Origin of the sequence: Mycolicibacterium hippocampi, from assembly GCF_010723735.1 — a bacterium.
In the GTDB taxonomy this organism is placed as follows: domain Bacteria; phylum Actinomycetota; class Actinomycetes; order Mycobacteriales; family Mycobacteriaceae; genus Mycobacterium; species Mycobacterium hippocampi.
The window spans coordinates 2,604,588-2,628,973 of the sequence record NZ_BLLB01000002.1; the positions used below are offsets into that span (position 1 = coordinate 2,604,588).

Here is a 24,386-nt window from a genome sequence, read left to right on the forward strand (position 1 = left end):
CCTACAAGAGCTACCTATCCAGCCTGCCTAACCTTGTTTCACTCCGACGGCCGCTCCCTCGACGATGTGGCAGCCCCGCTGCTTCAGGGTCTGCCACTTGTTAGCCTGACACCGCAGCAGCGGATCAGCGGGCGTGGGGTCGCATGCCGTTGACGGGGGAGCATGTGCCGAAAAGGGTTGTGGTGAAGACACGATGCGGGGCGCCGGACCGATGACGCCCGGCCACGATCCCGGCCACGATCAGCGAAGCGCCGAAGCGGATTACCGCCGGTTGCTGGACCGCAGCCCGGCGCCGGTGTGTGTGCACGACGGTCAGACGGTGGTCTACGTCAACCCGGCCGCGGTCCGCGTTCTCGCAGCGGCAACGGAGGCGCAGATCGTCGGACACCCGATCACGGACTTCATCCATCCCGATTCGCTGGCCGGGGTGCACGCCCGTCTTGCCGATCTGCTCGGGGACGGCGACGTCTCCGAACCGTCCGAGGTCACTCTGCTCCGTGTCGACGGCACCACGTTGGCTGCGCACTCCGTCGCCGCGGTGAGGAAGACCGACGACGGACCGACGTATGAGGTCATCTTCGACCGAGTCCCGCTGTCGGCCCGCGAGATCGGCGCCGAGTCCGTACCAATGACGGAGACCGCGGATCAGCGGTTCCGCGCGGTGCTTGACCTTCTGCACGACGGCGTGGTGATCATGGGCAGCGACGGCCGCTTCGAGTTCACCAACGCAGCCGCGCGCCGCATTCTGGGCAGCGAGGCAGGGGATCTCGTCGGTGTGCACCACAGCAACAGTGGGATCGATCTTCCGCTGTTCAACGCTGGAGGCCAACAGATCAGTGCGGATGCGCATCCGATCCGGTGGATCCAGCGGACCGGGCTGAGCCTCGGCGGGGACGTCGTCGGCGTCGATCGAGTCGACGGCAAACGGGTTTGGATCACCGGGCGCGGTTGCCTGATCGATCCGACCGACCCCCAGAACTCGTCGGTGCTGTTCTCCTTCACCGACATCACCGAGCACCACGACGCCCGGGAACGCCTGCAGTACGACGCCACCCATGACTGGCTCACCGCCCTGCCCAATCGGGTGCACGCGCTCAACCAGGCCGCCGCGGGTCTTGCGGAAAGCGGAGAAGGTCGCCTCTCCGCGGTGCTGTTCGTCGATCTCGACAGGATGAAATCGGTGAACGACAGTCATGGTCACCCGGTCGGTGACGACGTGCTTCGGGTCGCCGCGCAGCGGATGCAGTCGGCGATGAGACCGTCCGATCTCGTCGCGCGTATCGGTGGCGACGAGTTCGTCGTGCTGATGATAGGACCCACGAGCGGCGATGAGGTCGAAGCCCTCGCCGCCCGGCTTCACGACGTCCTTTCCGCGGACATCGTCATCGGGACGCTGACCCTGCAGATCGGGGCGAGCATCGGGATCACGACGGTGTCCCGCGCCGATCGTCGAAGTCTCGCCGAAGTGCTCCGGGACGCCGATACCGCGATGTATCGGGCCAAGGCCCGAGGCCCAGACGACAAAGCTTATTTCGAGCAGAACCCGTAACGTGCCCCCGCGACCGATCCAAACGGCCGACAGCGCCGAATCCACCACATGGATCCGGCGGTCACCCAGGCAGCCGTCCCAGAGAGGGCGAACGTGCTGCACCGGATCGCCGGGTTGGCCATCGCTGCACCACGCCGCGTCCTCGCTGTCACCGCGCTGTTGATGGTCCTCGCCGGGGTGTTCGCCCTGCCGGTGACCAAGAGCCTCTCCGCCGGCGGATTCCAGGACCCCGCAGCGGAATCGGCGCGGGCGGCCCAACTGCTGAGCGACAAGTTCGGCCAGTCCGACATCCAGCTCATCTTCATGGTCACCGCCCCGGACGGGGTGGTCGGCGCGGGCGCGCGCGCTGCGGGCACCGAGATCGCCGACTACCTCGACGACGAGCCACACGTGACCGGGGTGATCTCTGCCTGGACCGCACCCGAACCGGCGGCCGGCAACCTGATCAGTGTCGACGGGAAGTCGGGTCTGGTCGTCGCGGGCATCGCCGGGGGCGAGAAGCAGGCACCCGCGCGGGCTCAGGCGATGACGGACGCCGTCGCCGATTTCGTGCAGCTCCGCCACCCCGACGTCACCGTGCAGGCGGGCGGGTCGGCGACGGTGTTCGCCCAGATCACCTCGCAGACCGGCCGCGACGTGCTGCTGATGGAGGCGATCGCGATTCCGATCAGCTTCGTGGTGCTGGTGTGGGTGTTCGGGGGACTGCTGGCGGCGGTGCTGCCGGTGATGGTCGGTGGGCTGGCGATCGTCGGCTCGTTGGCGGTCCTGCGTCTCATCGCGTCGGCCACCGACGTGTCGATCTTCGCCCTGAACCTCTCGACCGCACTGGGGCTGGCGCTGGCCATCGACTACACGTTGCTGATCGTCAGCCGCTACCGCGACGAGATCTCCGCCGGCGCACCACGAGAGCAGGCGCTGGTCCAGACGATGCTCACCGCGGGGCGCACCGTGGTGTTCTCGGCGACGACGGTGGCGCTGTCGTTGGCCGCGATGGTCCTTTTCCCGATGTACTTCCTCAAGTCGTTCGCTTACGCCGGCATCGCCACCGTCGCCCTGTGCGCGGTGGCGGCGCTGGTCGTCACGCCGGCGGCGATCGTGTTGCTCGGCGACCGCCTGGACGCCTGGGACGTGCGCCGCGGGATTCGGCGGCTTCGCGGCCGCGGCGAGCCGCCGCCCACCCCGGTACCGCAACGCTTCTGGTACCGATGGACGATCTCGGTGATGCGACGCGCGTTGCCCGTCGGCCTGGCCGGCTCTGCGGTGCTGATCGTCGCCGGTCTGCCGTTCCTGGGGATCACCTGGGGTTTTCCCGATGACCGGGTGCTCCCGCAGTCCGCCTCGGCCCACCAGGTCGGTGATCGGATGCGCGAGGGCTTCGCCGACGATTCGGCGACCGCGGTGACCATCGTGATACCGGACGCTGCGGGTCTGGCCCCGCAAGAGATCGAACGTTACGCCGCGCGGCTGTCGACCGTGGCCGACGTCGCAGCGGTCAGCGCCCCCACTGGCGCTTTCGCCGAGGGGACCAGGATCGGTGCACCGGTGGCTGCCGCAGCGCAGGCCGATGGCAGCGCGTTCCTGACCGTGACCACCGAGGCGCTGTTGTTCTCGGCGGCATCGGAAGCTCAGCTCGACCGGTTGCACGAGGTCGGCACGCCCGGCGGACGCCTCGTCGAGTTCGCCGGCATGGCGCAGGTGAACCGCGACAGCGTCGCGGCGATCACGTCCCGGGTGCCGGTGGTTCTGGCCGTGATCGCGGTGGTCACCTTCGCGCTTCTGTTCCTGCTCACCGGAAGTCTCATCCTGCCGGTCAAAGCGCTTGTGCTGAACGTTCTTTCGCTGACCGCAGCCTTCGGCGCGTTGGTGTGGATCTTTCAGGAAGGTCACCTCGGCGCCTTCGGAACCACACCCACCGGCACGTTGGTCGCCACGATGCCCATCCTGTTGTTCTGCATCGCGTTCGGCCTGTCGATGGACTACGAGGTCTTCCTGATCGCCCGGATTCGGGAGTACTGGCTGGCAAGCGGGCGCACGCTGGCAGACAACCACGAGAGCGTGGCCCTCGGCCTGGCGCACACCGGGCGGGTCATCACGGCGGCCGCGCTGGTGATGTCGATCTCGTTCGCCGCTCTGATCGCCTCGCAGGTGTCGTTCATGCGGATGTTCGGGGTGGGGCTGACCCTGGCGATACTGGTCGACGCCACCCTGGTCCGGCTGGTTCTGGTGCCGGCCTTCATGCGGGGCATGGGGCGCTGGAACTGGTGGGCACCGCAACCGCTGGCGCGTCTGCACCGCAGGCTCGGGGGCGACGCCAAGGTCGGCGTCGAGGTCAAAGTCGAGGTCAACGTCGAGAAGATGAAGCCTGGTCCGCTGGCAAAAGCGCAGGTCACGGACCCAGCGAAAACTTTCCTGCTCGTCAACCCAACCAAAGCGCACCCGGCGCCGAATGACCTACGGACGCGGGGTCCGCAATGGTGCGGGCGCGGTGTGACCGACAGAGAGCCGGACTGAGTGTGATTGGGGAGCGCTGAGTTGCCGAACGTGCGAGATCCACATCTTCGAGGTGCCTTCCCAGTGTCGTGCGGGAGGACGTGTTGTTGAGCGGTGGTGACGGTGGGACCCGTGCGATGATCCCGCCGCACCGGCACATCCGCGGGCGCCGGGGCCGAACCGGTACGCCGGTACCGATTCGCTGGCGCGACGACATTCGCGGCGCGGTGCGGTCACACCTCGGTGAGTTCGTGGCCGGTCAGTGCCGCGACGACCTCGGTGCGGCCAAGGTCGACGTGGCCGGCGAGATCCTGTCCGGGTTCGTCGACGGCGGCAAGTACGTGCGCTCGACGTTCATGTACCTCGGCTGGCTGTGTGGAGCACAGGAGGACGAAGCGGCGCTGCGCGCGTCGGCCAGCCTGGAACTGTTCCATGCGTTCGCGCTGATGCAGGACGACGTCATGGACGAATCGACGCTGCGGCGGGGGCGGCCCGCCGCGCACGTGATGTTCAGCCGCTGGCACCGCGACCGTGGGCTGACCGGCGCCTCGGCCCGGTTCGGTGAATCGGCCGCCGTGCTCCTCGGTGATCTGTGCCTGGTGTGGGCGGGCAAGATGCTGCGCGAGAGCGGCATAGGCGCCGACGCCCTCGCGCGGGTGTGGCCCCACTACGACGACATGCGGATCGAACTCGCCATCGGGCAGTTCGCCGATCTGGTCAACGATGCACACGCCTTCCCGACGCTCGACGAGGTCCTCGACGTGTTGAGGCGAAAGTCGGGCAACTACACCGTGCGTCGCCCCCTGGAGATCGGCGCGGCGATGTCGGGGTGCCCGCCCGATGTCGTCGACGCTCTCGGCGGGTACGGGGCAGCCATCGGAGAGGCCTTCCAACTGCGGGACGACCTGCTCGGGGTGTTCGGCTCGCCCACGCTCACCGGTAAGTCGGTGGGCACCGACCTGGCGGCGCAGAAGGCGACCAGCGTCGTCGTCGCTGCCCATCAGCTGGCCGACGCCGGTCTGCGGCACCAGCTCTCCGAGCTGATGAGCACCCGCGAGCTGAGCTCAACAGACACCGAACGGTGGCGGACGTTGATCACCGCCAGCGGGGCCGTGCAGTGGATCGAACAGGTCATCGCCGAACGTCTGACCCACGCGCTGGACCGCCTCGGCTCTGTCCAGATTCCCGAAAAGACCCGTGCGGCACTTGAAGACATGGCCGTGCTGTGCACCGAAAGGGCTGCGTGATGCGTAGTTTCGAGGGAAGAACCGACCGAGTCGTTGTGGTCGGGGCCGGGTTGTCCGGATTGTCCGCCGCGCTGTATCTGGCGGGGCGCGGTCGCAATGTCACCGTCGTCGAACGTGAAGCGGTTCCCGGTGGCCGGGTGGGACGCGCCGACATCGCCGGCTACCGCCTGGACACCGGACCCACGGTGCTGACGATGCCGGACATCATCGACGACGCCATGGCCGCCGTCGGCGAATCGCTGACCGACCGTCTGGACCTGATGCCGGTACACCCGGCCTACCAGGCGATGTTCGCCGACGGGAGCACGTTGGCAGTGCACACCGATGCGGACGCGATGTTCACCGAGGTCGCCCGCTTCTCCGGCCCCCGGGAGGCAGACGCCTACCTGCGGCTGCGTGCCTGGTTGACCGAGCTGTACCGCACCGAGTTCGACGGGTTCATCGCCGCCAACTTCGACTCACCGCTTTCACTGGTGACTCCGCAGCTGGCCCGGTTGGCCGCGATGGGCGGATTCAGGCGCTGGGAGAAGGTGATTCGCCGGTTCCTGACCGACGAACGACTGCAACGGGTGTTCACCTTCCAGGCGCTGTATGCCGGCGTGCCGCCACAGGGTGCCCTGGCGGTGTATGCCGTGATCGCCTACATGGACACCATCGCCGGGGTGTACTTCCCACGCGGCGGCATGCGGGCGCTGCCGGATGCGATGGCGGCCGCAGCGGCCGCTGCAGGGGTCGAATTCGTGTATGAGTCAGCGGTTTCCGATCTCGAATGGAGCGGATCGCGGGTCACCGGCGTGCACACCACGTCCGGGCACCGCGTGCCTGCCGACGCCGTGGTGCTCACCACCGAGCTGCCCGACACGTATCGACTGTTGGGTCACACGCCACGCCGGCTGCTCAAACTACGGCCGGCCCCTTCGGCGGTGGTGGCCCACGTCGGTTGTCGCGCAGCCGATGACCGAGTCGGCCACCACAGCATCCTGTTCGGCGACGCCTGGCATCAGACCTTCCGTGACATCATCGACGACGGCCGCGTGATGGGGGATCCGTCGCTGCTCGTGACGCGACCCACGGCCAGTGACCCGAGCCTCGCGCCGCCGGGCCGCGATCTGCTCTACGTACTGGCTCCTGCACCGAACACCCAAGTTGGGCAGGTCAACTGGGATGCCGCCGGGACGGCCTACGTCGACGAGATGTTGGGCGCGGTCACCGCGCGGCTGCCCGAACTCGGAGACGACGTCGAGCTGCTGCGGGTGGTGACGCCGGCCGACTGGGGCCGGCAGGGCATGGCTGCGGGCACCCCGTTCGCACTTGCGCACACCTTCGCCCAGACCGGGCCGTTCCGCCCGGCGAACACCGTGCGCGGTGTCGACAACGTGGTGTTGGCCGGCTCATCGACCGTGCCGGGGGTGGGGGTGCCCACCGCGATCCTGTCCGGGCGGCTGGCCGCCGACCGGATCACCGGAGTAACCACCCGTCGTCCGGAACGCGAGGTGTATCAACGATGATCGGATCCGAGCTCGATGCCGCCGGTGTGCGGGACCCCTCACTGCGCGAGGCGTTTCGACGATGCCGGGAGATCAACGCCCGGCACGGCAAGACCTTCTTCCTGGCCACCCGGCTGCTGGCGCCCCGACAGCGTCCGGCAGTGCACGCACTCTACGGGTTCGCCCGGCGTGCCGATGACATCCTGGACGACTTCGACGCTCGTGGCAGCGAAGCGCGCGCCGACGAACTCCAGTCACTGTCCACCCGACTGTTCAACGCGCTGGTCCAGAACCAACCGTGTGATGACGACCCGACGTTGACGGCGGTGGTGCACACCGCGCGCAAGTACGACATCGGCTGGGGACTGTTCGACGATTTCCTGGCGGCGATGCGGATGGACCTCACCGTCACCGACTATCCGGATCGTGCCGCGCTGGAGCGTTACATGTACGGGTCTGCCGAGGTGATCGGCCTCCAGCTGCTGCCCGTGCTCGGCACCTGCGGACCGCGGGAGGACGCCGCCCCGCACGCGGCGGCGCTCGGAAAAGCCTTCCAGCTCACCAACTTCATCCGGGACGTCGACGAAGACCTGCGGCGAGGCCGGATCTACCTGCCCGCCGATGAACTCGCGGCACACGGCGTCGACCGCGAGCTGCTGAACTGGTGCCAGGACAACGGGCGCACCGAATCGCGGGTGCGACGGGCTCTGATGGAGCAGCACGCCGCGGCGCGGAAGGTGTATTCCGAAGCCGAGCCGGGGCTTGGCATGCTGGCCCCGACGTCACGCCCATGCGTGGCTGCGGCGTTGACGTTGTACTCGGAGATCCTCGAGCGCATCGAGGAGATGGATTTCCAGATCTTCGGTCAACGGGCCACCGTCGGCAACGCCCGGCGACTCACCGTCGCCGCCGGCGGCATCGTCCGGTCCTGGAACGCCCGCCTGCGGCACGGCGGTGAATGCGCCTAGTTGTACTGGTCGACACCTGCGTCATCGAGCAGCGGGATCTGTTCGATCGCCCAGGGACTCAGTGCCCACGGCAACCGCGCAGGAGTACGCAGGTCATCCCACGGCACCCACGCGGAGTCCATGATCTCGTCGGGGTCGGCGCTCACCGGGCCGACCGTGCGGGCGCAGAAAACCGGGCAGACCTCGTTCTCCACGATGCCCTGGGCATCAACGGCCTGGTAGCGAAAATCCGGCAGCACGCAGTGCAGTCGGGCGATGCCGACCCCGAGCTCCTGGCGGGCCCGACGTACGACGGCGTCGTCCATCGCCTCCTCGGGGCCAGGGTGGCCGCAGAACGAGTTGGTCCAGATCCCCGGAAACGCGCGCTTGTGCAGGGCCCTGCGGGTCAGCAGCACCCTGCCGGCGTCGTCGAACAGATAACAGGAGAACGCCAGGTGCAGCGGCGTCGAGCCGTGGTGGACCTCCGATTTGCACGCCGTGCCGATGCTGCGGCCCGCATCGTCGAGCAGAACGACGAGCTCCTGACCAGTTACCGAGTTCATGGACACCACCCGCAAGAGCGCTCGAAGGGACACGAAGGCATATTCAGCCGATGCTGCCGATGCTATTGAACGATTCGTTGCCGCCCCCGAGGCGGATTGGGCGGACCGGCCGGAAGGACTTTCGTCCCACCGTAGCGTGGACCCTCGCCCCCTATACCGCGATGCGGTCCGGCGATAGCGTCGAGGTATCGGCGGCATCGTCCGCTACACATGTGAGGAGACACACCGATGTCCACCCAACCAGCACCTCTCGGCATCGTTGTCGGCGTCGACGGCTCGGCAGGTTCCCGAGTGGCCGTCGACTGGGCCGCGCGCGACGCGGCATTGCGGTGCGTCCCGCTCACGCTGGTGCACGTGCTGCCCGGGGCCGCGGTTCAAGCATGGATCCAGGTCCCCCTGCCACCGGCGTTCGTTGAGGACGAACAGAAGGCGGCGCGGGAGATCCTCGCCGACGCGGTGGCAGTCGTCGAGGCCGCCACCGAAGGCGGGCAGCCGGTCCGTGTCGACCAGAAGATCGTCACCGGCCAGGCCATCCCGGCGCTGGCGGACCTCACCAAGGACGCCGACATGATCGTCGTCGGTAGTCGCGGGCTGGGGAAGTGGGAGCGACGGCTGCTCGGGTCGGTCAGCACCGGGTTGGTGCAGCACGCGCACTGCCCGGTGGCGGTGATCCACGACGAAGACCCGTTGATACCGCATCCTGACAGGGCGCCGGTGGTCGTCGGCATCGACGGCTCTCCGGCCTCCGAGCACGCCACCGAGATCGCGTTCGACGAGGCATCGCGCCGCCGTGTCGACCTGGTCGCCGTGCACACCTGGAGCGACGCCGGCTACGAACTGCCCGGCGTCGGATGGAGCGAGATCCAGCCCGAGGAGGAGATGGTGCTGGCCGAGCGGCTGGCCGGCTGGCAGGAGCGCTATCCCGATGTCACGGTGCGCCGGGTGGTACACCGCGACCGGCCGGGTCACCGGCTCTTGGAGGAAGCAGGCCAGGCGCAGTTGCTGGTCGTGGGCAGCCACGGCCGGGGCGGATTCGCCGGAATGCTGCTCGGTTCGGTCGGTTCCCAGGTGGTGCAATCGGCGCGGATGCCGGTGATCGTGGCGAGACGGAAATGACTGCGAGGGGTCGCCTGGCCACGGCGATGGCGTTGGTGGGCCTGGCCATCGGCTATCAGACCCGCGTCCGGCCCTGGATGTACTTCTGGGGCGCATCGCGGGAGGAGATGGCCCAGGGGCTTCCCGGTGACGAGCTGGTCGACACCGACGGACCCCGCACCACCCGTGCGGTCACCGTCGACGCCGGCCCGGAGGCGATCTGGCCGTGGCTGGCGCAGATCGGCGAGAACCGTGGCGGGTTCTACAGCTACAGCTTTCTCGAACGTGCGGTGGGCGCAGACATCCACAACGCCAATGTCATCCATCCGGAATGGCAGGACGTTCAGGTCGGTGACACCGTATGGCTGGCTCGCCGCGGCGGCGACAGGGGGAGACAGGTGGTCGCCGCCGCGGTGCCGAAATCCCATCTGGTGCTGATGTCGCCCGAGGACTACGAACGGCTACAACGCGGCGAAAAAGCGTCGGGCAGTTGGTCTTTCCATCTTCTTCCGGAAGGCCGGCGGACCCGGTTGCTGGCCCGCGGCAACGGTGGCTTCGGAGGCAACCCGATCTACGACATCGCGCACTTCGTGATGGAGCGCAAGATGCTGCTCGGCATCCGCCGCCGCGCCGAGCAGCAGGCGTGGGGCGAGGCGAGCTAGCTGTATGAGGCCATGACGTTGGTGACGCCGGTGGCGAGTCGTGATGCTGGTGGCTGACCTGCGGCGGCAGAGTGTGGTCGATGGTAGTTGAAGTGGATGTTCCAGACCTTGAGTGCGTCGGCTCGTTGGGTTTCTGAGGTCCAGATTCGGGCATAGAGGAACTCTTCGGCCAGGATCCGGTTGTAGCGCTCGACCTTGCCGTTGTGGCGTGGGGTGTAGGGCGTGATGAATTGATGCCGGGCGCCGTGCAGGACGTGGTCGAAGTCCTTGGCTCGGTAGCAGGAGCCGTTGTCGGTGACGATCCGCTGGATGTGGTTGATGCCGTGAGCGGCGAACCATACGCGGGCTCGGTGTACGAATCCGATTGCCGTGACTGCTCGTTCGTCGTCGAGTGCTTCGGTGTAGGCCAGCCTGGAGTAGCCGTCGACCGCGGAGTGCAGATAGACATACCCGGCCCGGGTGCCGGCTTTGGTGGCCGAGGCGACCGCCTTAGCCTGGGCGCTGCCCTTGCCGTGCACACGCCAGCCGCCACCGTCGGGGATGCGGCCGACTTTCTTCACGTCGACGTGGACCATGTGACCCGGCCGGCGCGCCACGATGGGTCGCGGCACTCGATTCAGGTCACCATTGGGGTCGATGAACCGGCGCCGGTTCAAGCCCAAGCCCACCAGATGTCTGCTCACGGTCCGCCGACTGACCAGCACGCCCTGGCGGCCCAGCTCGAAGGCGATCCGCGACGCCGACCACTTCCGGGTGCGCCGTAGCGCCTCGATCTCGACGACAAGCTCCGCGGCGGTCGCGGTGGGCTGGTGGTGTGGAGCACAGGAACGGTCGAGCAGGCCGATCTCCCCGAACTGGCGGAACCGGTTGACCCACTTACTGGCACAGGCCCGCGAGATTCCCATCTCAGCGGCCACATGGGCGATCGGACGATCAGCACACCGAGCGACGAGTCGGCGCCGGCCTTCAACAGACAACGGGGCATTACCGTGGGTCATGGACGGGTTCCTTCGGTTCTCAGGACGAGGGGTTTGGCGATTTCTCATCCTGCCGCCGAAGAACCCGTCCCCTAGACACCTCAACCCGTGTCGGCGTCTACAACGTCATGACCCGCAACAGCTGATATGTAGGCATCGTTTGTCAATAGGCAGGTGAAAGCCGCCCCGGTTTTGATGCCGGGGCGGCTTTCGTTTGATCGGGGTCAGTCGGTGTCGCGGCGGTCGTTGATCAACGACGGTGGGTGTCAGACTGATATACGCGGGTTGGATACCGCAAGACGATGGTTCGGCGCGAACGGTGGCTGCTCTCTAGGGACGGGCGTCACATCAACATTCATCGAATGCTGTTGTTGCTCATAGCTGTAACGCAGATCCAGTTCGCCTACCTCGCCGTCGACCGACCGACTCCAATCAAGTTTGGACGGCCACGCTTAGGCCAGCGTGGCCAGCGACCAGCACCAACCGGCCAGTTGACGGGCGACCGCGACGTTGGCCACGACGTGAGGCTTCTTGCGTTCGTTGAATCGGCACCATTGTTGGTGCAGGCGTCGGTTGCCGGCATGGCCGCGGTCCTTGAGCGCGGGGTCGACCTTGGCCCAGCGGGCTCGCATCGCAGGACCGGGATTGCGGTACGCCGCCCGGTGGTGCCAGGCCGATTCGATCAACAACCGCCGGACATGGGCATTGCCGGCCTTGGTGATCGAACCCTGCACCCGAGAGGCCCCCGAGGAGTATTCGGTGGGCACCAATCCGACGTAGGCGCCGATCGAGGCACCGGTGAACCGGGTCCAATCACCGATCTCCACCGACAACGCCAGCCCGGTTAATGCGGAGATCCCACGCAAACACCCCAGCCGATCAACCGGATCAGACCATCGCGATGAGGCCGCGACCGCAACGATCTGCTCGTCGAGACGATCCCTCGCCGCAGTCGCCGACAGGACCGCGTCAAAGTGATGGTCGAAGGCCGCCCTGGTATGGGGGTCATCGAATCGTTGCCGCCGCAGCCAGGTTTCGTGGACCCCGGTCCAGGCGTTCCCGCCCGAGTACACCCGGCCCTGGCGCAACAGCAGCTTGGACAGCCGGTGCCGCACCCGCATCAGATCGGCGCGGGCGTCCTCGCGGGCCCGCACCAGATCGCGCACCGCCTCCACCTCAGCCTCGGGAACCGTGACCGCGGTTATTTCGCCCAACCGCAGAAGCCGGGTCAGGTGCGCGGCATCGCGGGCATCGGTCTTGATCCGATCCCCAGCCGGGCGGATCAACTTCGACGGTGCCGCGACCACGCAGTCGATCTGGGCATCAGTCAATGCCCGGGCCAGCCCGAACCCCGTCGGCCCGGCCTCGTAGGCCACCCGCAAGGGACCTCGCAGTCTGTGCAACCAGTCCAGGATCTCGCCGTGATCGGGACACAATCGCGCCCGCTCGACCCGACCCGTCTCTTCATCAAATGCATGCGCAACCACCGAAAGCGCATGCACGTCCAACCCGACACTCGTACCGTTGAAACTCACCGGAGGCCTCCTGATCTGCAACTGTGGCTCTACCAGTGCGAGTGTTCACTCGTCACCGGCAACCCACGTCCGATTGCAGCCCGAGGCCTTCGGCCTCGAGTCAGCCCTCATACCGTCTAGCCGGCGGTGAGTTGCGCGTAGCGGGTGAGGTGGTGGTCGGTCGAGCCGAACTCGAACTGGATCGCCGTCAGCCGCTTGAAATAGTGTCCGATGGCCAGCTCCTCGGTCATCCCCATGCCGCCGTGCAACTGAACTGCCTGCTGCCCGACGAACTGTGCGGCGCGGCCGACGGTTGCCTTCGCCGCCGAAACGGCGCGCGCCCGTGAGGCGTCGTCTGCCTCCAGGTTGATGATGGCCAGATACACCGCCGCGGCAGCCTGTTCGACCTCCATGTACATGTCCACCATGCGGTGCTGGAGTACCTGGAAGCTGCCGATGGGCTGGCCGAACTGCTGGCGCTGCTTGCAGTACTCGACCGTGTCGCCCAGCACCTTGCGCATACACCCGACCGCTTCTGCGCAGATCGCGGCGGCGCCCTCGTCGCGGGCCTGCGACAGCGACGGCCACGCGCCGCCCTCAGCACCGAGCAGCGCGTCGGCGGGGAGTCGGAGACCGTCCAGCAGGATGTCGGACGCGCGACGGTCGTCGATGGTGCGGTAGTGGTGCAGTTCGATGCCCGGTGCGGCGCCGGCCAGGTCCACCGCGAACAGTGAGATGCCGTCGCGGTCGGACCGCTGCCCGGACGTTCGGGCGGTCACCAGCACATGGGCGGCCAGGGGGGTGCCGGCCGAGACGATCTTCGTTCCGCGCAGCACCCACTGGTCGCCGTCGCGCTCTGCGACCGTCGACACGTCCTGCCAGTGCTCACCTGACGTGGGCTCGGTGGCGGCCAGGGTGACGATCGCGTCGCCGGCAACGACTCTGTCCAGCAGGGCGGTGGCGCCGGCGCGGCGCAGCAATCCTGCTGCCACGACCGCGGTGTCGACAAAGGGTTCGATCACCAGGGCGTGCCCGAGCGCTTCAGAGATCAGCATCATCTCGACCGGACCGCCGCCGATGCCGCCGTGCTCCTCGGGCAGCGTCGCGCCCAGGATCCCGAGCTCATCGGCGAATGCCCGCCAGATGTCGGGCTGGAAGCCCTTGCCCGTCTTCGCTGTCGACCTGCTCTTCTCGAGGTCGTAGCGGGTCGCGAGGAACCTGCTGAGGCCGTCGCGCAGCAGTTCCTGTTCGTCGTTGAGTTTGAAGTCCATTTACAGCCCCAATGCCGCTTTGGCCAGAATGTTGCGCTGAATCTCGTTGCTACCGGCGTAGATCGATCCCGCCCGGTCGTTGAAGTAGCGAAGCGGCGCCACCGCTTGCCACGCGTCCCCGCTGACGTAATCTCCTGCGGGCGGCTCGAACTCGGCGATGGGGCCACCGGGGCACGTGGCGTGTGGCTGATAGACCCGTCCGCGTGGCCCGGCTGCCTCCATCGCAAGCGCGGTGATCGACTGGCTGAGCTCAGTGCTGAGCACCTTGAGCATCGAGGACTTCGCGCCCGGGTTGCCACCCTCGGCGACCACGGCCAGTACCTGGTACTCCAGGATCTCGAGCACCTCGGTCCGGATCCGCACATCGGCGAGCTTGCGGGCGAAGGCGGCGTCGTCGAGCAGGCGACCACCGCCCGGCCCCGGCTGCTCGGCAGCCACGGTGGCGATCTCCTCGGCCATCACCTGGAGGGCGGGCGCCGCGGCACCACCGCCGCGCTCGAACTCCAGCAGGTACTTGGCGACCGTCCACCCGTCGTCGATCTGCCCGATGACGTTGGCCTTGGGCACCCTGACCTCGTCGAAGAACACCTGGTTCTGCACTTCTTCGCCCGACGTCATCACCAACGGGCGGATCTCGATCCCGGGCGAGGACATGTCGATCAGGACGAAGGTGATACCGCGTTGCTTCTTGTCGGAGCGGGTGGTGCGCACCAGGGCGAACATCCAGTTGGCTTCCCGGGCGTGCGTGGTCCAGATCTTGCTTCCGGTGCAGACCAATTGGTCGCCGTCGTCGCGCGCGGTCATCGACAGGGCCGCCAGATCCGATCCCGCCTCCGGTTCCGAGTAGCCCTGGCAGAAGAACACCTCGCCGGTCAGGATGCGCGGAAGGAAATAGTCCTTCTGCTCGTCGGTGCCGAACTTGATGATCGCGTGGGCGACCATCCGGATGCCCATCGGTGACAACGACGGTGCGCCCGCCAACGTCGATTCCCGGCTGAAGATGTAGTGCTGCGTCAGGCTCCAGTCGCACCCGCCGTGCGCGACCGGCCATGCCGGTGCGGCCCAGCCGTGCTCGTGCAGGATCAGCTGCCACTGCATGCTGGCGTCGTGGTCGGCGTAGACGCTGGTCATCAGACGCCCGGCGCGACGCAACTCAGGTGTCAGCTTGTCATCGAGGAACGCGCGCACCTCATCGCGAAACGCGAGGTCGGTGGGCGACCACTGCAGGTCCATCGGAGTTCCCTTCTGCTCACAACGTCAGAGAACACAGTAAACCTAGTTAGTTAGGTGGCGATAGGTCGGGGCGGGCTTACGGATTCCTCCAGTCGTCCCCGTTGCCGGCCATGCACCGCCGACAATGAATGGGTGAACGCACTCGGCACGAACGTCGCATCGTCGGCCATTCACGGGCTCGGCATTTCGGCGCGGCGGAACGGGGCCGTGCGGGGTGGATGCTATTCGAGTGGTACGTTTCTTCTGTTGCCGCCAGCTGTGATGGCAAATCGTTTTCAACCGCTAACGCGGTTCCGCCGATTGCGGATATGTCGGGTTTTATCCGCGATCGATAGGCAACAAGACCGCACCCGAAGCCGAATGACAAACCGGCCATGGCAAATTTAGGGCAAATAACCGTGACGTGGGATATGCAATGGGACGACGAAGTCGACGTCTTGTGTACCGATGCCGGTGTCGCGGGACTGGCCGGCGCCATCTCCGCGGTGGACGCGGGGGCCGAGGTGCTCGTCGCGAACGTCCAGGCGCCGCCGGTGTCCACTGCTGCGGGCTCCTCCTCGGGATGGTTCACCGTCGACAGTGGCGACAGCGAGACCATGGCGTACTTCGCCGAGTTGACCGGCGACCTCGATGCCGCGGCACTGTCGCTGCTCGACGACGGACTGCCTGTTCGCGCGGCCCCGCAACCCGCGGCACCGCCTGAACGAAAACTCCCCCCGTTCGTTGGTGCCCTGTTGCGGGACTGGACCGCCCGGTGCGTCACCTCTCCGTCGGGCTACCTGTACACCCGGGTCACGGACTGGACCACCACACCGATGCTGTCGGCCGACGGCGATGCCGTCGGGGTCGCCGAGATCGGGTCGATGACCCCGGACCCCTTCGACGTCGTCGGCTCGGTGCTCGACTGGCTCGACACAGAAGCCCGCCTCCGCAACGTGGACGTCGAAACCGTGAGCCGATTGGACCGGTTGGTTTTCGAGGACGGTCAGGTGGTCGGAGCCGTGTTCGCGACCGCAGAGGGCCCTCTGGCCATTCGGGCCCGGCATGGGGTGCTGTTCTGCGGTGCCGGACCGCCTGCCGGCCGGGCTCAGGGGCTTCCCGCCGCCGGTGTGGTGCGGGTTGCGATGGTCAGCAAACCGGCGAGCCGGTTCGGCCGGGTCGAGCTGCTGACATCGGACCCTGCCTAGAAGTGGATCGGAATCCGCCCCTTGGCCAGCAGCGACTCCATCGCGGCGGCGGCTATCGGGCGGGAGAGCAGGAAGCCCTGAGCCCGGTGACACCCGTGCCGGAGCAGCGTCAGCGCCGCCGCCTCGGTTTCCACGCCCTCGGCGACCAGCTCGAGCCCGAACGCCTCGGCCAGCGCGATGATCGCCCGTACGATCGCGAGATCGCCGGGATTGGAGCCGAGTTCACGAACGAACGACTTGTCGATCTTGAGAGTGTCGACGGGCAGCGACTTCAGATGACTCAGCGCGCTGTAGCCGGTCCCGAAGTCGTCGATGGCGACCTGCACGCCGGCTTTCTTCAACCCGGCGAGGGTAATCCTGGTGGTCTCGATGTCCTGCACGACCACGCTCTCGGTGATCTCCAGGCACACCGATCCGCGGTCGAGCTCGAACTCGGTCATGATGTCGGCCACCGATTCGACGAAGCCGTCGGTGACCAGCTGTACCGGTGACACGTTGATCCGCAGCACGATGTTCTTGCCCACGCCGCGGGCTCGCCACCCGGCGAACTCGGTGCAGGCCGAGCGCATCACCCAGCGTCCCAGCTCGCCGGCGAGATTGATCGATTCCGCGACGCCGATGAACGAATCGGGGGAGAGCAGGCCGCGGGTCGGGTGCTGCCAACGAACCAGCGCTTCGGCGGCGAGGATGTCACCGGTCCGCATGTCGATCTCGGGCAGATAGTGCAGCAGCAGTGCGCCGTTCTCGATGACGCTCTGCAGGTGGAGTTCGATGTCGTTGCGGAACTCGTTCTCCATCGACATGTCATCGGTGAAGACGGAGATCATGTTGCCCCCGGAGCTCTTGGCGGTCAACACCGCCTGATCGGCCCGACGGAGCAGATCGGAGGTGGTGTCCTGACCTGGGATCCCGAGTGCGACACCGATGCTCACGGTGCGGGTCAGCATCTCGCCGTCGATGGACACGCGTTCGCGCAGCGTCGACTGCAGCCGGTGGGCGAGTGCTTCGGCGCTGTCGGCGTCCATCGGGTTCGCGGGGACCACGACAAACTCATCACCGCCCAACCGGGCGATCAGGTTGGGGCCATCGGCGCCTCTGCGGAGCCGTTCGGCCAGCACCCGGATGAACCAGTCGCCTGCAGTGTGGCCGAGGTAGTCGTTGATGGCTTTGAGCCGGTCGAGGTCGAAGAACAACGCCGAGACCGGGCCGGGACGGCCTGCTGCCAGCCGCTCGTCGAGGTGTGCCAGCAGTGCCCGACGGTTGTACAGCCCTGTCAGATCGTCGTGTTCTGCCAGGTAACGCAGTTGCTCCTCGGCCTGGACCCGCGCCTGGACCTGTGCGAACAGCGACGCGATGGCCTCGAGGGCGTTGAGTTCCTCCTGGCTCCACTCTCTGTCGCCGAACTTGACGAATCCCAGTGCGCCCGTGGTGACCTCGCCGGAGACCAGGGGGGCCGCCGCCATCGAGGTGGCCGGCACCGCGCGGCCTTCCTCGATCCGGCGCTGATAGTCGTCGGTGGCCGGTTCGGGACGCAACACGACCGGCTTCTTGGCGTGCTCCGACACGGCGAACACCGGGTCGGCGTCGGCGAAGAACACCAACCCGAGGGGGTCTGGGTCGGGGGGGTTGGTCCGGATCGGCCATTCGGCGATCAGTCTCGACGCGCGCAGCGCGTGGTCGTTGTAGCGCAGGAAGCTGACGTCGACGCCGAGGAAGGAAACCAGGTCACCCAGCACTCGTTGGCTGACTTCGACCGACGTGACGGCAGTCGCCGCCATCAACTGGGTGGCCACCGACGTGACCATCAGGTCGAGGCTGCGGTGGGGGGCGTTCTCAGGCATCGTGCAGTCACAATACGGTCGGTGCGGCACTCAGGGGTGGGTGACCACGGCGATATCGGAAGTCGCGGGCGCAAATCACATCCGTCGCTGGGGTCCCAAAGTGCTCAGATGTCACAGCGCGGTGTCACGGCGCAACGGGTTTTCCCTCGTTCCGGCCAGCGCCTGGTCCAGTGAAAGGATCTCGTTGAAGATCTTCGACACCTGGGAAGGTTCGGCGTGCTTGATGAACGTGCGGCGGTCCCACCACATCATCTTGGTGCAATAGCGCGGGTCCGGATACGGCGTCGCGGGGATCGACGCGACCACCCCGCCCGACGACCGCCACTTGTCGAGCACGTGGGCCGCGGAGGTGGCCATGCAGAACTGCAGGTCGACAGCGGCCATGGCATGAAATGCAGAGCGAGCCAGCACCCGGGTCACGCCCTTGCTCTGATCGGCGTCGTCGGTGACGAACCCCGACTTCATCTCGAGGACGCCGAAGGGCACCCGGTCATTGATCATCTTGCGCACTGCCGGCAGCCCGGGCTGGCCGGCCCACTCCACCACGGCGTGGGAATCCTCGGCGCAGGTCAGCGGCCCCTTCGCGCGAACCCCGCCGATCACCCGCCCTGCGGTGTCCACGGCCGCCCAGAACAGCGTGGTGTCATGACCGTCGCGGATGTCGGCGATCTGCAGGGCAACCTCCACGCCATGCTTGCGGTAACTGCGCTCTGCGCCGTGCAGATATTGGAGCCAGAGTTCCGGGTCGAGGTGTGGCTGAGACATGATCAACGTGCATTCCGCGTCCTCGTCCCACCAGCTGTGGCGCCGGCCCAGACGGAAATCGAACTCGTGGTCGGATTCAAGCGATGAAACTGTCATGGTTCTTTCCCGTCGTAGGGCAGTGGGCGGAACAAAGGGGGGTGCCGCCTGTCTGCCGACTATCCGAATCCGGCCCTATCCGGCTTCGGAGTAAATAGAGCAAGATCATTATGTCGCTGTGCAGGCCATTTATTCCAGCTAGCCGACAGATATTTCCTGCTTTCCCGCATTGCGGGAGCATTCACGGGACACTTGGTTTACCCGGGAACTACTTTTGGCAAGCAGAAATTCATCGGATCCGACGGGTGTTGTATCGCGGAATTCGTTTTTGGCGAACCCGGTGGCAGGTGCATTCGTCCTTTGACGACGCTCTCTCGATTCTGCGGCGGCATTCGCCAACCTTCGCAGCGGTACCGTCGGTAACCCTGGCAGCGGGTGCTGCGGCACGCTGTGCGGGACGGTTGCTTCGCGGACCTGAAAAGTGCTTCGTCAGGCTGACAGGTTCGCTGCTCTCGGTCGGCGCAACACCGAGAGCGACGGGATTTCGGCAGCGAATGCCAGAATTATGCGCTGCTGAGACGACCCCGCAAGGGGGCATCTACATGGTCAAGGTCGGCGGGAATGCGCCCGCAGCGCTATGGCACTGTGGGCAACGCAGCATCAACTCGCCGAAATGGAGAGGTCGTTCCTATGGGCGGTCAGGGTCGAAGGAGACAACTGTGAAGAAGTTCAACGGGTTGGCCGAATTCATTGCCGCGGAGGGCACCCAACTGGGCCCCACTGAGTGGCTCGAGATCACCCAGGATCGGGTCAATCTGTTCGCTGAGGCCACCGATGACCATCAGTGGATCCATGTCGACCCGGAGCGGGCAGCGAGCGGGCCCTTCGGCGAGACGATCGCGCACGGACTGCTGACGTTGTCGCTGATCCCTCATTTCACCCACCAGCTCTACAGCGTCGACAACGTGGCGATGGCGATCAACTACGGATACAACAAGGTCCGCTTCATCACGCCGGTCAGGGTCGGCGCCATGCTTCGGGCCCGTGCGGAGATCGCCTCGGTCACCCAGCTCGACGGTGCCGTGCAGGCGGTTCTGAACACCACCGTCGAGATCGAGGGCTCCGACAAGCCGGCCGCGGTGGCCGAGTCGATCGTGCGGTTCATCGGCTGACCCCGGTCGCGGCCGAAGTGAATTCACGAGCGTCAATGACTGTTGACGTACGTCAAAAACGCTCGTAGATTCCTCTTCGGCGTGAGGAGTGGCGGTGGATCATGCAGACCCGTATGTCGCGGTGATCGGTTCCGGCATCAGTGGATTGACCGCGGGCAAGATGCTCAAGGACTACGGCGTGCGCTACACGACGTTCGAGACGTCGGACCGGATCGGCGGCAACTGGGCATTCGGCAATCCGAACGGGCACAGCAGCGCGTACCGCTCACTGCACATCGACACCTCCAAGCATCGGTTGTCGTTCAAGGACTTCCCGATGCCGGAGCACTTTCCCTCGTTTCCGCACCACTCTCAGGTCAAGGCCTATCTCGACGACTATGCGAGCGCGTTCGGGCTGCTCGGTCACATCGAGTTCGGCAACGGCGTGGTACACGCGTCGCGCCGGCCTGAGGGAGGCTGGCACATCCGCGACCAGGCCGGTGCCGAGCGGTCATTCGACCTGCTGGTGGTGGCCAACGGGCACCATTGGGACCCGCGGACGCCCGAGTTTCCGGGAGTCTTCACCGGTGAGACGATGCACTCCCATCACTACATCGACCCGACCGCCCCGCTGGAGTTGACGGGCAAGCGCATCCTCGTGGTGGGCATCGGCAACAGTGCCGCCGACATCACCGTCGAGCTGTCGTCGAAGGCGCTGCGTAACCACGTCACGTTGTCGACCCGCTCCAGCGCCTGGATCGTGCCCAAGTACATCGCGGGGCGTCCCGGTGACATGTTCTGGCGCACCTCGCCTCATCTCCCGCTGTCGTGGCAACGAAAGGCGGTGCAGCTGGTCGCGCCGATGCTGGGAACCGACCCGACGATGTACGGACTGCCGCCGGCCAACCACAAGCTGTTCGAGGCCCATCCCACCCAGTCCGTGGAGCTGCCGTTGCGGCTCGGATCGGGCGACGTGGTGCCCAAGCCCAACGTGTCTCGCCTCGACGGGCGTTGTGTCCATTTCGACGACGGCACCAGCGACGAGTTCGACGTGATCATCTACGCCACCGGGTACAACATCACTTTCCCGTTCTTCGATCCGGAGTTCGTCGACGCGCCGGACAACCACATCCGGCTCTACAAGCGGATGTTCAAGCCCGGCATCGATGACCTGGTCTTCATCGGCTTCGCGCAATCGGTGCCGACGCTGTTCCCGTTCGTGGAGTGTCAGTCTCGGCTGCTGGCGGCGTATGCCATCGGGCGTTACGCGCTTCCGTCCGTCGCGGAGATGGAGCGCACGATCGACGCCGACCAGCAGCTGCACGCCGGGCACTGCACCGACCGTCCCCGTCACACCCAGCAGGTCGACTACTTCGTCTACGAACACGATCTGCGCAAACGTGAATTGCCCGCGGGGTTCGTGCGTGCACTCGAGGCTACCCGGTGAGACCGGACGAGGTGGCTTTCACCAGTGGAGAATCCACCTGCAGCGCATGGTATTTCGCTGCGAACGGCCACCGCTCCGCCGCGGGGTCGCGTCCTGTCGTCGTGATGGCACACGGTTTCGGCGGCACCAAGGACTCCGGGTTGGAACCGTTCGCCCGACGGTTCGTCGCTGCCGGAATCGATGTGTTCGCCTTCGACTACCGCGGCTTCGGAGCTTCGCAAGGTCAACCACGCCAATCGCTTTCAGTTCGCCGACAGATCGCGGACTATCACAGTGCGGTCGCGGCGGCCAAGGCGCTGGACGGGGTGGATCCGGACCGGATCGCACTGTGGGGAGCGTCGTTCTCGGGTGGACATGTTCTGCGCGTCGCCGCCGATCGCGAGGACATCGGTGCGGTCGTCGCGCTGACACCGTTGACGAGCGGTATGGCCGTGGGCCGCGCCGCGGCGCTGTCCGGAGGTCCGCGCGCGCTCGTCTCGTCGTTGCGCTGGACGCTCACGGGGGTCAAGAGCCGGATCGCGGTGGGCCGGGGTCAGGCGCCGACACTGATGCCGCTGGTGTCGCAGCCCGGCGGAGCGGGCGCGTTGGGGCTCGACGGTGCGTACGAGAGTTATCTGTCCCTGGCCGGGCCGACCTGGCGCAACGAGATCGACTGTGCCATCGGCCTGGAAGTCGTCGGGGTGCGCTCCACTGCAGCGGCCAAGAGGTTGCGCTGCCCGCTGCAGGTCCAGATCGCCGATTTCGACCGGTACGTACCCGCCGGCGCGGTCGCCGCCACCGCGGAGCACGGCAGGGCCCAGGTGCATCGATACCCCTGCGATCACTTCGACGTCTGGCCGGGCCACGACTGGTTCGACAAGACCGTCGAGGATCAGGTGGCGTTCCTGAGCAGGACCTTGCGCGTTCAGTAGTGTGTGGAGCCCTGGTCGATCGAGATCGCGCTCGCGGTCACATATTTCGATTCGTCACTGGCCAGCCAGCACACGGCGTCGGCGATGTCCTCGGGCTCGACCGCCCACGTCGGCAGGAACGGCGTCATCATGTTGGCCAACTGCGGGTTGGTCTCCATCGCCGCCGACAGCGCCGTACCCATGTCGCCGGTGCCCATGTCGGTGATCACCGGCCCGGGGTGCACGCTGTTCACCCGGATCGAGTGCTTGCCGAGTTCGGCGGCGAACGCACGCGCCATGCCGGTGACCGCGTGCTTGCTCGCGGTGTAGTGGATCATGAAGGGCTGCATCTTGATTCCCGCGGCAGAGCTGATCAGGACGATCGACCCGCCGCGGCCGCCGTCGACGATCTCGCGCGCACCGGCCATCACGGTGTTCCAGGTGCCGGTGACGTTGATGTCCAGGACGTCGCGGAAATCCCCGGGACTGATCTGGTCCCACGCCTGGGGTGCGGCGACCCCGGCATTGGCGACGATGATGTCGAGCCGGCCGAGGGTGGACACCCCGGCCGCGACGGCGGCGTTGAGCGCCTCACTGTCGCGGGTGTCGGCCACGGTCGCGAGGATCCGACGGCCACGCTGCTCGACAAGTTTTACCGTTTCAGCGAGGTCGTCTTCGGTCGCGGAATCGTAGGGCACACAGGGTGGGAGTGGGCCGGCGATGTCGACGGCGATGATGTCGGCTCCCTCGGTGGCCATCCGTACGGCGTGGGCACGCCCCTGTCCGCGGGCGGCGCCGGTGATGAATGCGACCCTGCCGTCCAACCGCCCGCTCACCGCTTCTGCGCCGCTTTCACCAGTCCGCCACCGATGATCAGACGCTGGATCTCGCTGGTGCCCTCGTAGAGGCGCAGCAACCGGACATCGCGGTAGATCCGCTCCACCGGGACCTCACGCATATAGCCGGCGCCGCCGTGGATCTGCACCGCGAGATCGGCAACCCGGCCCACCATCTCGGTGCAGAAGAGCTTCGCGGCCGACGGCGCGATCCTGCGGTCCTCGTCGGTGATCCACTTGCGTGCGGTGTCACGCACCAGCGCGCGGCCGGCCAACACCCCGGTCTGCTGATCGGCGATCATCGCCTGCACCAACTGGAATTCGCCGATCGCGGTGCCGCCCTGGGTGGCCGTCGCCGCGTAGCTCACCGACTCGTCGAGAGCACGCTGAGCGGTCCCCACCGCCAGCGCGGCGATGTGCACCCGGCCCCGGGCCAGCGACGTCATCGCCGCCCGGTACCCGATGTCCTCGGACCCGCCGACCAGCGCGCCGGCCGGCACCCGGACGTCGCTGAAGTGGACGTCGGCCGTCCAGGCGCCCTCCTGGCCCATCTTCTTGTCCTTGGCGCCGACCTCGACGCCCGGGGTGCCGGCGGGTACCAGGAACACCGCGATGCCGGCACCTTTCGCGTCGGCGGGCCTGGTCCTGGCGAACACCACGAACAGATCGGCGGTCGGGGCATTGGTGATGTACTGCTTCTGCCCGTTGATGATCCAGTCGGGGGCATCGACGGGGGATCCGTCCCGGACCGCCTTGGTCCGCAACCCCGACGGGTTGGAGCCGGCGCCGGGTTCGGTGAGCGCGAACGAGGCGACGACGTCACCGGACGCGATGCCCTCCAGCCAGGTCGATTTCTGCTCGTCGGTGCCGTACCCGACGAGTACCTGCCCGGCGATGCCGTTGTTGGTGCCGAACATCGAGCGCAGCGCCAACGACGTATAGCCCAGCTCCATCGCCAGCTCGACATCCTGGGCGAGGTCGAGGCCGAGGCCGCCCCACTCCTGGGGGATGGCGTACCCGAACAACCCCATCTTCTTGGCCTGCTCGCGCAGGTCGTCGGGAACCCGGTCGTCGGCCAGGATCTCCTGCTCACGCGGGACGACGGCGGTACGGACGAAGTGGCGAGTCTGGGCGAGGATCTCCTGGAAATCCTCGTCGCTGACTTCGGCTGTGGTCATCGGCTGGGGCTCCCTATCGG

At 66.8% G+C, this 24,386-nt stretch carries 20 protein-coding genes; 11 read left to right on the forward strand and 9 right to left on the reverse strand.

Going from position 1 to position 24,386, the window contains the following annotated elements; all coding sequences use genetic code 11:
* The first annotated feature begins 193 nt into the window (after positions 1 to 193).
* The 5 genes from G6N53_RS13645 to G6N53_RS13665 all read left to right on the forward strand — a co-directional run bounded on the left by G6N53_RS13645 (position 194) and on the right by G6N53_RS13665 (position 7,741).
* The gene (locus G6N53_RS13645; protein WP_163889105.1) at positions 194 to 1,549 is read left to right on the forward strand and encodes a diguanylate cyclase domain-containing protein; all 1,356 of its coding nucleotides are present in this window, start codon (positions 194 to 196) and stop codon (positions 1,547 to 1,549) included.
* Between the two features lie 93 nt (positions 1,550 to 1,642).
* The gene (locus G6N53_RS13650) at positions 1,643 to 4,060 is read left to right on the forward strand and encodes an MMPL family transporter (protein ID WP_163895858.1); all 2,418 of its coding nucleotides are present in this window, start codon (positions 1,643 to 1,645) and stop codon (positions 4,058 to 4,060) included.
* Between the two features lie 68 nt (positions 4,061 to 4,128).
* Entirely contained in the window at positions 4,129 to 5,286 is a 1,158-nt protein-coding gene (locus tag G6N53_RS13655) for a polyprenyl synthetase family protein (RefSeq protein ID WP_237166516.1), read from the forward strand.
* A complete protein-coding gene (gene crtI / locus G6N53_RS13660; RefSeq protein ID WP_163889107.1) occupies positions 5,286 to 6,794 on the forward strand; it encodes a phytoene desaturase family protein in 1,509 nt (502 codons plus the stop codon). The genes G6N53_RS13655 and crtI overlap by 1 nt, the downstream gene beginning before the upstream one ends.
* The gene (locus tag G6N53_RS13665; RefSeq protein ID WP_163889109.1) at positions 6,791 to 7,741 is read left to right on the forward strand and encodes a phytoene/squalene synthase family protein; all 951 of its coding nucleotides are present in this window, start codon (positions 6,791 to 6,793) and stop codon (positions 7,739 to 7,741) included. The genes crtI and G6N53_RS13665 overlap by 4 nt, the downstream gene beginning before the upstream one ends.
* Here G6N53_RS13665 and idi read toward each other — a convergent pair.
* On the reverse strand, positions 7,738 to 8,283 hold the full coding sequence (idi, locus tag G6N53_RS13670; protein ID WP_163889111.1) for an isopentenyl-diphosphate Delta-isomerase: 546 nt from the start codon (positions 8,281 to 8,283) through the stop codon (positions 7,738 to 7,740). The two genes, G6N53_RS13665 and idi, sit on opposite strands and share 4 nt — an antisense overlap.
* Positions 8,284 to 8,511: 228 nt before the next feature.
* Here idi and G6N53_RS13675 point away from each other — a divergent pair, with 228 nt between their 5' ends.
* Both G6N53_RS13675 and G6N53_RS13680 read left to right on the forward strand, forming a co-directional pair.
* On the forward strand, positions 8,512 to 9,399 hold the full coding sequence (locus G6N53_RS13675) for a universal stress protein (RefSeq protein WP_163889113.1): 888 nt from the start codon (positions 8,512 to 8,514) through the stop codon (positions 9,397 to 9,399).
* Positions 9,396 to 10,040, forward strand: coding sequence for a hypothetical protein (locus tag G6N53_RS13680; RefSeq protein ID WP_163889116.1), 645 nt, complete (start codon positions 9,396 to 9,398; stop codon positions 10,038 to 10,040). The genes G6N53_RS13675 and G6N53_RS13680 overlap by 4 nt, the downstream gene beginning before the upstream one ends.
* Here the strand turns inward: G6N53_RS13680 and G6N53_RS13685 are convergent.
* The 4 genes from G6N53_RS13685 to G6N53_RS13700 all read right to left on the reverse strand — a co-directional run bounded on the left by G6N53_RS13685 (position 10,037) and on the right by G6N53_RS13700 (position 15,035).
* Positions 10,037 to 11,038 carry an IS481 family transposase gene (locus tag G6N53_RS13685; RefSeq protein WP_163889118.1) on the reverse strand — a complete coding sequence of 334 codons (1,002 nt, stop codon included), beginning with the start codon at positions 11,036 to 11,038 and terminating at the stop codon, positions 10,037 to 10,039. The genes G6N53_RS13680 and G6N53_RS13685 overlap by 4 nt on opposite strands.
* A gap of 431 nt (positions 11,039 to 11,469) precedes the next feature.
* Positions 11,470 to 12,552: an IS110 family RNA-guided transposase gene (locus tag G6N53_RS13690; RefSeq protein WP_170311247.1), complete on the reverse strand. Its 1,083-nt coding sequence runs from the start codon at positions 12,550 to 12,552 to the stop codon at positions 11,470 to 11,472.
* A gap of 116 nt (positions 12,553 to 12,668) precedes the next feature.
* On the reverse strand, positions 12,669 to 13,802 hold the full coding sequence (locus G6N53_RS13695) for an acyl-CoA dehydrogenase family protein (RefSeq protein ID WP_163889120.1): 1,134 nt from the start codon (positions 13,800 to 13,802) through the stop codon (positions 12,669 to 12,671).
* Entirely contained in the window at positions 13,803 to 15,035 is a 1,233-nt protein-coding gene (locus tag G6N53_RS13700; protein ID WP_163889122.1) for an acyl-CoA dehydrogenase family protein, read from the reverse strand.
* 398 nt (positions 15,036 to 15,433) lie between these two features.
* Between G6N53_RS13700 and G6N53_RS13705 the strand changes: the two genes are divergently transcribed.
* Complete coding sequence (locus G6N53_RS13705) at positions 15,434 to 16,222, forward strand: FAD-binding protein (RefSeq protein ID WP_237166517.1); 789 nt, start codon at positions 15,434 to 15,436, stop codon at positions 16,220 to 16,222.
* On the opposite strand, the gene G6N53_RS13710 is transcribed toward G6N53_RS13705, so the two are convergent.
* Positions 16,219 to 18,063, reverse strand: coding sequence for a putative bifunctional diguanylate cyclase/phosphodiesterase (locus G6N53_RS13710; protein WP_163889126.1), 1,845 nt, complete (start codon positions 18,061 to 18,063; stop codon positions 16,219 to 16,221). The two genes, G6N53_RS13705 and G6N53_RS13710, sit on opposite strands and share 4 nt — an antisense overlap.
* Positions 18,064 to 18,174: 111 nt before the next feature.
* Positions 18,175 to 18,924 carry a hypothetical protein gene (locus G6N53_RS13715; protein ID WP_163889128.1) on the reverse strand — a complete coding sequence of 250 codons (750 nt, stop codon included), beginning with the start codon at positions 18,922 to 18,924 and terminating at the stop codon, positions 18,175 to 18,177.
* A gap of 659 nt (positions 18,925 to 19,583) precedes the next feature.
* Between G6N53_RS13715 and G6N53_RS13720 the strand changes: the two genes are divergently transcribed.
* From G6N53_RS13720 to G6N53_RS13730, 3 genes are all read left to right on the forward strand, one after another.
* On the forward strand, positions 19,584 to 20,036 hold the full coding sequence (locus tag G6N53_RS13720) for a MaoC family dehydratase (RefSeq protein WP_163889130.1): 453 nt from the start codon (positions 19,584 to 19,586) through the stop codon (positions 20,034 to 20,036).
* Positions 20,037 to 20,130: 94 nt separating this feature from the next.
* On the forward strand, positions 20,131 to 21,462 hold the full coding sequence (locus G6N53_RS13725; RefSeq protein ID WP_163889132.1) for a flavin-containing monooxygenase: 1,332 nt from the start codon (positions 20,131 to 20,133) through the stop codon (positions 21,460 to 21,462).
* A complete protein-coding gene (locus tag G6N53_RS13730) occupies positions 21,459 to 22,373 on the forward strand; it encodes an alpha/beta hydrolase (RefSeq protein WP_163889134.1) in 915 nt (304 codons plus the stop codon). Before G6N53_RS13725 ends, G6N53_RS13730 begins: the two co-directional genes overlap by 4 nt.
* Here G6N53_RS13730 and G6N53_RS13735 read toward each other — a convergent pair.
* Both G6N53_RS13735 and G6N53_RS13740 read right to left on the reverse strand, forming a co-directional pair.
* Positions 22,367 to 23,188, reverse strand: a complete 822-nt coding sequence (locus G6N53_RS13735; protein ID WP_163889136.1) for a mycofactocin-coupled SDR family oxidoreductase — start codon at positions 23,186 to 23,188, stop codon at positions 22,367 to 22,369. The genes G6N53_RS13730 and G6N53_RS13735 overlap by 7 nt on opposite strands.
* Positions 23,185 to 24,366, reverse strand: a complete 1,182-nt coding sequence (locus G6N53_RS13740) for an acyl-CoA dehydrogenase family protein (protein ID WP_163889139.1) — start codon at positions 24,364 to 24,366, stop codon at positions 23,185 to 23,187. The genes G6N53_RS13735 and G6N53_RS13740 overlap by 4 nt, the downstream gene beginning before the upstream one ends.
* Positions 24,367 to 24,386: the final 20 nt, after the last annotated feature.